Genomic DNA, 12,865 nt, shown 5'->3' with positions numbered 1-12,865 from the left:
CTGACGCTGACGCTGACGCTGACGCTGATGCAGATGCAGATGCAGATGCAGATGCCGATGCCGATGCCGATGCCGATGCCGATGCGGATGCTGACGCTGACGCTGACGCTGACGCTGACGCTGACGCAGACGCTGATGCGGACGCTGACGCTGACGCTGATGCAGATGCAGATGCAGATGCTGACGCTGACGCTGACGCAGATGCGGACGCTGATGCAGATGCTGACGCTGATGCAGACGCAGATGCTGACGCTGACGCGGATGCCGATGCGGATGCCGATGCAGACGCTGACGCAGATGCCGATGCCGATGCGGACGCTGATGCCGATGCGGATGCTGACGCTGACGCTGACGCTGACGCGGATGCAGATGCAGATGCAGATGCAGACGCTGATGCTGATGCGGACGCTGATGCCGATGCAGATGCTGACGCGGATGCAGATGCAGATGCTGACGCTGACGCGGATGCGGACGCTGATGCAGATGCAGATGCAGATGCAGATGCGGACGCTGATGCAGATGCAGATGCGGACGCTGATGCGGACGCTGATGCTGATGCTGACGCTGATGCTGATGCTGACGCGGATGCCGATGCGGACGCGGACGCGGATGCCGATGCCGATGCCGATGCAGATGCGGACGCGGATGCCGATGCTGATGCTGATGCAGATGCAGATGCGGATGCCGATGCTGACGCTGACGCTGACGCAGATGCAGACGCTGATGCGGACGCTGACGCTGACGCTGATGCAGATGCTGATGCTGATGCTGACGCAGATGCGGACGCTGATGCAGATGCAGATGCAGATGCTGACGCAGATGCAGATGCAGATGCAGATGCTGACGCTGATGCAGATGCAGATGCAGATGCAGATGCAGATGCCGATGCTGACGCTGACGCTGACGCTGACGCTGACGCTGATGCTGATGCTGATGCTGATGCTGATGCTGATGCAGATGCGGACGCTGACGCTGATGCAGACGCAGATGCTGACGCTGACGCGGATGCAGATGCCGATGCGGATGCCGATGCAGACGCTGACGCAGATGCGGATGCGGATGCGGATGCGGACGCAGATGCCGATGCGGACGCTGATGCCGATGCGGATGCTGACGCTGACGCTGACGCTGACGCGGATGCAGATGCCGATGCAGATGCAGACGCAGACGCAGATGCTGACGCTGACGCGGATGCGGACGCTGATGCAGATGCAGATGCCGATGCGGATGCGGATGCGGACGCTGATGCTGACGCTGATGCTGATGCTGACGCTGATGCTGATGCGGATGCGGACGCTGATGCAGATGCGGACGCTGATGCGGACGCTGATGCTGATGCGGACGCTGATGCAGATGCTGACGCTGATGCAGACGCTGACGCTGATGCAGACGCAGATGCTGACGCTGACGCGGATGCCGATGCGGACGCGGACGCGGATGCCGATGCCGATGCCGATGCAGATGCGGACGCGGATGCCGATGCTGATGCAGATGCAGATGCCGATGCAGATGCGGATGCCGATGCTGACGCTGACGCTGACGCTGACGCAGATGCAGACGCTGATGCGGACGCTGACGCTGATGCAGATGCAGATGCAGATGCAGATGCAGATGCAGATGCTGATGCTGACGCTGACGCTGACGCAGATGCGGACGCTGATGCAGATGCTGACGCTGACGCTGACGCTGACGCTGATGCAGACGCAGATGCTGACGCTGACGCGGATGCAGATGCAGACGCTGACGCAGATGCGGACGCAGATGCCGATGCCGATGCGGACGCTGATGCCGATGCCGATGCGGATGCTGACGCTGACGCTGACGCTGACGCTGACGCGGATGCAGATGCAGATGCAGATGCAGATGCAGATGCAGATGCAGACGCTGATGCTGATGCGGACGCTGATGCCGATGCAGATGCTGACGCGGATGCAGACGCAGACGCAGATGCAGATGCAGATGCTGACGCTGACGCGGATGCGGACGCAGATGCCGATGCCGATGCGGACGCTGATGCAGATGCAGATGCAGATGCGGACGCTGATGCGGACGCTGATGCTGATGCTGATGCTGACGCTGATGCTGATGCTGACGCTGATGCTGATGCTGATGCTGATGCAGATGCAGATGCGGACGCTGATGCTGATGCTGACGCTGATGCAGACGCTGACGCTGACGCTGACGCTGATGCAGACGCTGACGCTGATGCAGACGCAGATGCTGACGCTGACGCGGATGCCGATGCGGACGCGGACGCGGATGCCGATGCCGATGCAGATGCAGATGCGGACGCGGATGCCGATGCTGATGCAGATGCCGATGCAGATGCGGATGCCGATGCCGATGCTGACGCTGACGCTGACGCTGACGCTGACGCAGATGCAGACGCTGATGCGGACGCTGACGCTGACTCTGATGCAGATGCTGATGCTGATGCTGACGCAGATGCTGACGCTGATGCAGATGCAGATGCAGATGCAGATGCAGATGCTGATGCTGATGCAGATGCAGATGCAGATGCTGACGCTGACGCTGACGCTGACGCTGACGCTGACGCTGATGCAGATGCAGATGCTGATGCTGATGCTGATGCAGATGCGGACGCTGACGCTGATGCAGACGCAGATGCTGACGCTGACGCGGATGCAGATGCCGATGCAGATGCCGATGCGGATGCCGATGCAGACGCTGACGCAGATGCGGATGCGGATGCGGACGCAGATGCCGATGCGGACGCTGATGCCGATGCGGATGCGGATGCTGACGCTGACGCTGACGCGGATGCAGATGCCGATGCCGATGCAGATGCAGACGCTGATGCTGATGCTGATGCGGACGCTGATGCCGATGCAGATGCTGACGCGGATGCAGACGCAGATGCTGACGCTGACGCGGATGCGGACGCTGATGCAGATGCGGATGCGGACGCTGATGCTGACGCTGATGCTGATGCGGATGCGGACGCTGATGCCGATGCGGACGCTGATGCGGACGCTGATGCTGATGCGGACGCTGATGCAGATGCTGACGCTGATGCAGACGCTGATGCAGACGCAGATGCTGACGCTGACGCTGACGCGGATGCCGATGCGGACGCGGACGCGGATGCCGATGCAGATGCGGACGCGGATGCTGATGCAGATGCAGATGCCGATGCAGATGCAGATGCGGATGCCGATGCTGACGCTGACGCTGACGCTGACGCTGACGCAGATGCAGACGCTGATGCGGACGCTGACGCTGATGCAGATGCTGATGCTGATGCTGATGCTGATGCTGACGCAGATGCGGACGCTGATGCAGATGCAGATGCAGATGCTGACGCTGATGCAGATGCCGATGCGGATGCCGATGCAGACGCTGACGCAGATGCGGATGCGGATGCGGACGCAGATGCAGATGCAGATGCTGATGCTGACGCGGATGCAGATGCAGATGCTGATGCAGATGCAGATGCAGATGCCGATGCGGACGCTGATGCAGACGCGGATGCTGATGCTGATGCTGATGCCGATGCCGATGCAGATGCTGACGCGGATGCAGATGCTGACGCAGATGCTGATGCAGATGCAGATGCAGATGCCGATGCGGACGCTGATGCAGATGCAGATGCAGATGCCGATGCGGACGCTGATGCAGACGCTGATGCTGATGCTGATGCCGATGCAGATGCTGACGCGGATGCAGATGCTGACGCAGATGCTGATGCAGATGCCGATGCAGATGCAGATGCAGATGCAGATGCCGATGCCGATGCCGATGCCGATGCCGATGCCGATGCAGATGCAGATGCAGATGCAGATGCAGATGCGGACGCTGATGCAGATGCGGACGCTGATGCCGATGCCGATGCTGACGCTGACGCTGACGCTGACGCAGACGCAGACGCAGACGCAGATGCCGATGCAGACGCAGATGCTGATACCGACGCACCGTCGCCGCCGATTGCCCGGTTGAATGCGACGGGCACGATCTTGTCCGGCACGGCCGAGGCCAATGCGACGATCGAGATTCGCGATGCGGACGGCAATCTGCTTGGGACTGGTTCAGCAGATGGCGATGGAAATTATGCGATTGTCCTGGGAACGGCGCTCGACAATGGCGAGACGGTCAGCGTTACGCAGATCGATGCGGCTGGTAATATTTCCTCGCCGACGCTTGCTATCGCGCCTGATCTGACTCCTCCTGCGGCACCGGATGCCGTGCTGGACGGCACGAACAGTGTTACCGGAACGGGCGAGGCTGGCGCACTGATCACGGTTTATGATGCGGCTGGCGGGGTGCTGGGAACGGCCCAGGTTGGCAGCGATGGTAATTTCCAGGTGGCGCTGAGCACGCCCCAGAATAATGGCGAGACGTTGACCGTGCGGCAGACGGATGGGGCGGGCAATGTTTCCGATCCTGTCGAACTCATCGCGCCGGATGGCACTGCGCCGCTGGCACCGACAGCTCTGGTCACGGGTGATGGGCTGACGGTTATCGGCACGGCCGAAGCCGGGGCTACGGTTCGCATCTTCGATGCTGCTGGCGTCCTGATCGGAACGACGATTGCGCTGGGTGACGGCAGCTATTCCGCACCGCTGGACACGGCGCAGGCCAATGGCCAGTTGCTGACGGTTATTCAGTCGGATTCTGCCGACAATGCATCCCCGCCGACCGTCATCAGCGCGCCCGATCTCGATGCGCCGGTCGGGCCGGTCGCGAGTGTGACGGCTGACGGAATCGCGGTAACTGGTACAGGCGAAATTGGCGCCAGTGTCGAAGTGCGCGATTCGCTGGGTGGCCTGCTGGGCAGCGGCACGGTTCGTCCCGACGGCAGCTTCAGTATCACGCTCAATCCGCCGCTGACGAATGGCGAAGCACTGTCTGTCACGCTGACCGATGGTGCTGGCAACGAGTCCGATCCGACACCGATCGTGGCACCGGACCTGACTGCGCCCGATGCGCCGACCGGCGTGATCGCGGCCAATGGCGGATCTATCAGTGGGACCGGTGAGGCCGGTGCGACGATCAGCGTTACCGACGCCAGTGGCACGGTGATCGGCACGGCGATCGTGGATGGCGACGGCGACTATGTGGTCTTGTTCGATCCGGCGCTGGTCGATGGACAGGTGCTGGGCATCGTTCAGAGCGATCTGGCCGGCAATGTGTCCACCGGGATCAGCGTGACCGCGCCCGACTTTACCCCGCCGCCTGCACCTACGGCACAAATTGACGGCACCGGTACTGTTGTGACGGGATCGGTGATCACGGGCGAAGGCGTTGCTGGATCGACGATCGAGGTGCGTGCAGCCGATGGGACGCTGCTGGGCACTGGCATTGTCGATGCGCAGGGCAATTATACCGTCACCTTGAATACGCCGCAGGTGGATGGCGAAGCGCTGGCGGTGACGCAGGTGGATGGGGCGGGCAATGTGTCCGATCCGACACCGATCGTAGCGCCGGACCTGACTGCGCCCGATGCGCCAACCGGCGTGATCGCGGCCAACGGCGGATCGATCAGTGGCACCGGTGAGGCCGGTGCGACGATCAGCGTCACGGATGCCAGTGGCACGGTGATCGGCACGGCGATCGTGGATGGCGACGGCGACTATGTGGTGCTGTTTGACCCGGCGCTGGTCGATGGACAGGTGCTGGGGATCGTCCAGAGCGATCTGGCCGGCAATGTGTCGACCGGGATCAGCGTGACCGCGCCTGATTTCACGCCGCCGCCTGCGCCTACGGCAGAGATTGACGGCACCGGTACGGTGGTGACGGGATCGGTGATCACGGGCGAGGGCGTTGCGGGATCGACGATCGAGGTGCGTGCGGTCGATGGGACGCTGCTGGGCAGCGGCATTGTCGATGCGCAGGGCAACTATACCGTGACGCTCAATACGCCGCAGGTGGATGGCGAAGCGCTGGCAGTGACGCAGGTGGATGGCGCGGGCAATGTGTCCGATCCGACACCGATCGTTGCGCCAGACCTGACGGCGCCCGATGCGCCGACCGGCGTGATCGCGGCCAATGGCGGGTCGATCAGCGGCACCGGTGAGGCTGGCGCAAGCATCAGCGTCACGGATGCCAGTGGCACGGTGATCGGCACGGCGATCGTGGATGGCGACGGCGACTATGTGGTGCTGTTTGACCCGGCGCTGGTCGATGGACAGGTGCTGGGGATCGTCCAGAGCGATCTGGCCGGCAATGTGTCGACCGGGATCAGCGTGACCGCGCCTGATTTCACGCCGCCGCCTGCGCCTACGGCCGCGATCGATGGCACCGGTACGGTGGTGACGGGATCGGTGATCACGGGCGAAGGCGTTGCGGGATCGACGATCGAAGTGCGTGCAGCCGATGGGACGTTGCTGGGTACTGGCATTGTCGATGCGCAGGGCAACTATACCGTGACGCTCAATACGCCGCAGGTGGATGGCGAAGCATTGGCGGTGACTCAGGTGGATGGCGCCGGCAATGTGTCCGATCCGACACCGATCGTAGCGCCGGACCTGACTGCGCCTGATGCGCCGACCGGCGTGATCGCGGCCAATGGCGGGTCGATCAGCGGCACCGGTGAGGCTGGCGCAAGCATCAGCGTCACGGATGCCAGTGGCACGGTGATCGGCACGGCGATCGTGGATGGCGACGGCGACTATGTGGTGCTGTTTGACCCGGCGCTGGTCGATGGACAGGTGCTGGGCATCGTCCAGAGCGATCTGGCCGGCAATGTGTCGACCGGGATCAGCGTGACCGCGCCCGACTTCACCCCGCCGCCGGCACCTTCAGCCACGATCGATGCTAGCGGTGCGGTTGTGACTGGCGTTGGCATCGCCGGATCGACCATCGAGGTACGCGCGGCTGACAATAGTTTGCTGGGTACTGGCATCGTCAATGCCCAGGGCAATTACACGGTCATGCTGACGCCGCCGCAGGTGGACAGCCAGCCCTTGACCGTGACCCAGCTTGACGCGGCGAACAATGTCTCTGCGCCGATCAATCTGACGGCGCCGGACCTGACCGCCCCCGAACCGCCGACGGCGATCATCGCGGGCGACGGCGCGTCGATGACCGGCACGGGCGAGGTGGGCGCGACCATCAGCGTTCGCGATCCGTCCGGTGTGGAGATCGGCACGGCAACGGTGGATCCGGATGGCAACTGGAGCAGCGCGCTGACGCCTGCGCAGGTCCATGGCGAGCCGCTGACGGTCGTGCAGAGCGATCTTGCCGGCAATGAATCGGCAGAACTGCCGGTGACTGCGCCCAATCTGAACACGCCCGACGCACCCGATCCGGTGACGGCCATCGTGACGGCAGGTGGCGTGGCCGTGACCGGTACCGGCGAAGCGGGGGCGACGGTGACGGTCACTGGCCCTGGCGGCGTGCCGCTTGGTTCCGCAATCGTAGAGGCTGATGGCAGCTACAGCGTCACGCTGGACCCGGCGCAGGCCAATGGCGAGACTCTGGTCGTCATCCAGACCGATACGGACGGCTTGTCTTCCGTGCCGGTAGTCGTGACGGCCCCGGACATCACGCCGCCCGCCATACCGACGGCGCAGATCGATGCGACGGGTGCGGTCGTGAACGGTTCGGGCGAGAAGGGTGCGACCGTGACCGTGCGCGACGCCGACGGCGCGGTGGTCGGCACCGCGACCGTCGACGGGCAGGGCCATTATGTGGTGATGCTGTCGCCGGCCCAGGCCGATGGCACCTCGCTCCGCGTTACGCAGAGCGACGCGACGGGCAATGAATCCGGTCCTGCGATCGTGGTGACGCCTGACCTGACGGCGCCCGATGCGCCGCTGGGCGCGGTGACTGGCGATGGCGCAGCGGTGACGGGTACTGGCGAGGCCGGGGCGACGATCACCGTCACCAATGCAGCAGGAACGGTGCTGGGTACGACGACGGTTGCCGCGAATGGCAGCTATAGCGTTGCCCTCACTCCGTCGCAGGCCAATGGCGAAACGCTGACGCTCGTTCAGGCGGATAGCGCCGGGAATCTGTCCCCCACCGCCACTATCACGGCGCCCGATATTACGGCGCCTGACGCGCCGACGGGTACGGTTACGCCGGACGGCACGGCCGTTATCGGATCGGGTGAGGCCGGTGCGACGATCAGCATCACGAACGCGGCCGGCACCATAGTGGGTACGGCGGTCGTCGGTGCCAATGGCAGCTATGTCGTGACCCTGGCGAGCCCGCAGGTGAATGGCGAGACGCTGGGCGTGATCCAGACCGATGGCGCCGGGAATCCGTCTGCCGAAGTCGATGTGGTTGCGCCGGACATCACCGCGCCCGATGCGCCGACCGGCACGATCACGCCGAACGGCGCGATCATAAGCGGTACGGGTGAGGCTGGTGCGACGATAAGCATCACTGATGCCGGCGGTACCTTGCTGGGTACTGGCGTCGTTGCGGCCAATGGCACCTATTCGGTAACGCTGACCACGCAGCAGGCCAATGGGCAGGCGTTGTCGTTGGTCCAGACCGATGTTGCTGGCAATATATCGCCGACCCTGCCGATTACAGCGCCGGATATCACGGCGCCCACTGCGCCGACCGGCACGGTGGCTTCCGATGGCATCGTGGTGACCGGCACCGGTGAGGTCGGCGCGACGATCAGCATCACCGATCCTGCCGGTGTCGTGATCGGCACGGCGATCGTTAGCGCCAATGGCAGCTATTCGCTGTCCCTGGCGACGCCGCAACTGAACGGGGAAGTGCTGGGCATCATTCAGACGGACGGCGCCGGGAATCCGTCGGCGGAAGTCGATCTGATCGCGCCTGACAGCACGGCCCCCATCGCGCCCACCGGCACGATCCGTGGCGATGGTGCCGTGATCAATGGCACAGGCGAAGCTGGTGCCACGATCAGCGTCACCAATGCCGCGGGGACGGTGCTGGGCACCGCTACGGTCGCGGGCAATGGCAGCTATAGCGTCACCCTGACGCCGGCGCAGACCAATGGCGAAGCCTTGACGCTGGTCCAGTCCGACGCTGCGGGCAATGTGTCGCCGCAATTGCCGATTGTGGCGCCTGACACGACTGCTCCGGATGCGCCCACCGGCACGGTTGCGTCGGATGGCGCGACCGTTACGGGCACGGGTGAAGCGGGCGCGACGATCAGCATCACCGATCCGACGGGTACCGTCATCGGAACGGCAATCGTTGGCGCCAATGGCAGCTATGTCGCGACGCTGACCACGCCACAGCTCAATGGCGAGACGCTGGGCCTGATCCAGACCGATACGGCAGGCAATGCTTCGGCCGAGGTCGATCTGATCGCGCCGGATGTTACCCCGCCGGCGGCCCCGACCGGCAGCGTTACGCCTGACGGTACAATGGTGATCGGCACGGGCGAGGCTGGTGCGACGATCAGCATCACCGATCCGGCTGGTACGATCATCGGCACGGCGACGGTCGCGGGTGATGGCAGCTACAGCGTGACGCTGACCACGCCACAGGTGAATGGCGAGACGCTGGGCATCGTGCAGGCTGACCCTGCCGGCAATATCTCGCCCAGCGTGCCGACATTGGCGCCCGATATCACGCCGCCTGCCGCGCCGACCGGTGCGGTGACGCCCGACGGCCTGACCGTGAACGGTACAGGGGAAGCTGGCGCGACGATCAATGTGACCGACCCCTTGGGCACGGTCATCGGCACCGCCGTCGTCGCCGCCAATGGCAGCTACAGCGTGACGCTGAGCACGCCGCAGGTGAATGGCGAGACGCTGGGCATTACCCAGCGGGATGTCGCGGGCAATTTGTCGCCGGTGGCTTCGGTTGCCGCGCCGGATAGCACGCCACCCGCCGCACCGACCGGAGCCGTCTCGATCGGCGGGACGATCGTGACCGGCACCGGTGAACCGGGTGCGACCATCCGCATCAGCAATGCGGCGGGTGTGTTGCTGATCACGGCGATCGTTGCGGCTGATGGCAGCTATAGCGCGACGCTGCCCACGGCGCAGACCAATGGTGAGAGACTGAGCCTGATTCAGGTGGATGCCGCAGGCAATGGCTCGACTGAGGTGGCCTTGATCGCACCGGATACGACGCCGCCTGCCGCCCCGACGGCTGCCATTTCCGCCAATGGCGGAATAGTGACCGGTCAGGGTGAAGCCGGTGCGACAATCACCGTACGCGCCGCCGATGGATCAGTCCTTGGCAGCGCCTTGGTGGCCGCCAATGGCAGCTACAGCGTGACTCTGAATGCGGCGCAACTCAACGGCCAGCAACTGAGCGTCGGCCAGTCGGATGCGGCGGGCAACGCCTCGGCCAATGTCGGCGTGACGGCTCCCGATCATACCCCGCCCGATGCCCCGACGGCGGCGATCTCCGGCACCGGTACGGTCGTAACCGGCGTGGGTGAGGCAGGTGCCACCGTGACGATCACCAACGCCGCCGGCGTCATCATCGGCAGCGCGGTCGTCGCGGCGAATGGCAGCTATAGCGTGACGCTGACCCAGGCGCAGGCCAATGGCGAAACCGTCGGGATCATCCAGACCGATCCGGCGGGCAATGTGTCGGCCCAGACCAGCATAGTGGCGCCGGATATCACCCCGCCGCCTGCGCCGGCCAATCTGGCGGTCGATGCGACCGGCCTGACGCTGACCGGTATCGGCGAAGCGGGGGCGACGGTCCGGGTGCGGGACGGCAATGGCACGCTGATCGGAACGGCGCAGGTCGGTACCGACGGTCATTTCTCCGTCACCCTGTCCAGCCCGCAGATTGGCGGCGAAAATCTGACCGTGACGCAGACCGATCTGGCCGGCAACCCGTCGATCGCCGCCACAGTCGGCGCCCCGTTCGACATCGCCGCGTTCGACAATAGCGCGATCGCCCTGATCGACCTGTTGCCGGTATCGACATCGGTCAACCATGGCACGGCCAACTATACGGCGCTCGTGTCGCTAGACCTGCTGAACCTTAACCTACAGGTTCTGGGAACGCCGAGCGTCGGCTTTACCGTAGCGGACGGCCATAGCTTCAACGCGGTCTTCACCTATGATGCGACGCTCACCATCGGTGCGCTCAGCGGCTATACCGTCGCGGTGCAGCGCTGGAACGGATCGCAATGGGTCGCTGTAAATGGCGGCAGCGGCGTATCGCTGGTGCAACTCACCCTGCTGAACGGCAATCTGGTCAGCACGGAAACGCTGGGGCCGGGGCAATATCGGGCCTTTGCCGCTTTTGAAGGCACGCTTGGCCTGGGTCTGATAGGGGAACTGCATGTAACGGGCACTGATCTCGACTTCACCGATATCGGCGGCATCGTGCCCCAGCAGATCCACGGCAATGTCATCACCGATCCCAGCGCCGACGGTCATGTCGACATCGTCAGCCCGCAGACGCAAATTCAAAGCGTTACGGTCAATGGCGTGACAACGGCGGTCAATGCCGATGGCACGGTCGTCAACGGCGCCTTTGGTCGACTGGTGATCAATCTGGACGGCAGCTACAGCTATACGCCGTCCGCCAGTGCCGCAGCGATCGGGAAGACCGACATCTTCCAATATCAACTGATCGACCGGAGCGACGGCGAAACGGAGACGGCCAATCTGATCATCTCCATCGGCAGCGACGATATTACCGCCGCACCGATCGCCAATCATGACATTGCAACGGCGGCCGTCCAGTATCAGAATGTCGTGACGACAGTGCCGACGGCGCAGGAGTTCAGCTTCAGCACGCCGACGCTGGCAACCCGGTCGGGCAGCGACAGCTTCTCGGTCGCGTCCAACAGCCTGGCAGACATCACCATCACGGTGATCCGGGCCGGCACGATCGCGGTGTTGCCGAGTTACACGATCACGGTGCGCAATGCGGCGAACGCTGTGGTGGGCACCTATACGGCGACGGCCATTGCCGGATTGCCGCTGGGATCGGGCATCAGCCATACGTTCGAGGATCTGCCAGCGGGCAATTACACCTATACCGTGTCCAGTACCAATACGCTGGGTCTGACCTACAACACGACCGTCTATATCGGCGAGACGATAACCCATCTCGACCAGTATAGCGTGTCCGGTGTGACGGGTACGCAGGGTGAGTTGCTGGCCAATGACACGACGGGTACGGCCTTCGCCACGGTGAAGGTGGGCACCGGCACCGGCTTTGTCGAGGTGGGCGAAACGCCGATCGTGATCAACGGCACTTATGGCAAGCTGACCGTGAACGAGACGGGGCATTATAGCTATACGCCGGGAACGACGATCGCGCATTCGACCGTCAATCTGGTGGATAGCTTCACCTATCAGATCGTGCAGCCCAATGGCGTGTCGGCAACGGCCACGCTGGACGTGACGATCAATGTTGCCAGCGGATCGGCATCGGCGCTGATGTCGGTCGAGCAGACAAGTCTGCTGGTCGAAGATACGGTGGTGGCCAGCGATGATAGTCATGCCGCCGCCACTGCATCGTCCGATCAGACGGCACCCACGACGGATGAACCGGCGTCGTCCGACGAGATCGCATCGCTTTCGAGCGGTGACCTGATCCTCGCGGCGACGCAATCCGATCTGGTCGATCCGTCCGACAATATGCAGGATGCAACGACGGCGGACACTGATCCATCCGGCACGGTTGTCTCGGATGAAGTGCTGGGCGAACTGGCCTATCAGATGTTCGAAGGGCAGGGTGCTTTGGAAGATGTGCTGTCGGCCTATCTTGATAGTCAGCCATCGTCCGAGCAGGCTGATCCGGTCGAAGGCGCCGCTCCTGTGCCGGCTAGCGCTGATCTTACACCGGTAGATTTGCCTGAGGATCCGCTATCCTATCTGGCAACTCCTGACGATATCGACAAAAATAATCAGAATAATGGACATCAATTTTGATGTAATTTACAAATAAAATTATGTAATTTTATCCGTTGCGATGACGGAATAATATTAAA

2 protein-coding genes (1 of these 2 cut by a window edge) are annotated in these 12,865 nt (G+C 63.2%); both read left to right on the top strand.

The window, feature by feature from the left end; genetic code table 11:
* Window positions 1-3,957: the 3' portion of a hypothetical protein gene (locus tag BMY84_RS29825; protein ID WP_256215299.1), read on the top strand. Its footprint begins 1,521 nt before the window's first position; the window shows 3,957 of its 5,478 coding nt (coding positions 1,522-5,478); its start codon lies beyond the left edge, outside the window; the stop codon is at window positions 3,955-3,957.
* On the top strand, window positions 3,954-12,806 hold the full coding sequence (locus tag BMY84_RS30500; RefSeq protein ID WP_093085169.1) for a BapA/Bap/LapF family large adhesin: 8,853 nt from the start codon (window positions 3,954-3,956) through the stop codon (window positions 12,804-12,806). The genes BMY84_RS29825 and BMY84_RS30500 overlap by 4 nt, the downstream gene beginning before the upstream one ends.
* Window positions 12,807-12,865: the final 59 nt, after the last annotated feature.

It is taken from the genome of Sphingobium sp. AP50, assembly GCF_900109095.1.
GTDB lineage: Bacteria > Pseudomonadota > Alphaproteobacteria > Sphingomonadales > Sphingomonadaceae > Sphingobium.
The sequence above is the reverse complement of the archived record's forward strand: the minus strand, read 5'-3'. Positions and strand labels throughout refer to the sequence as shown.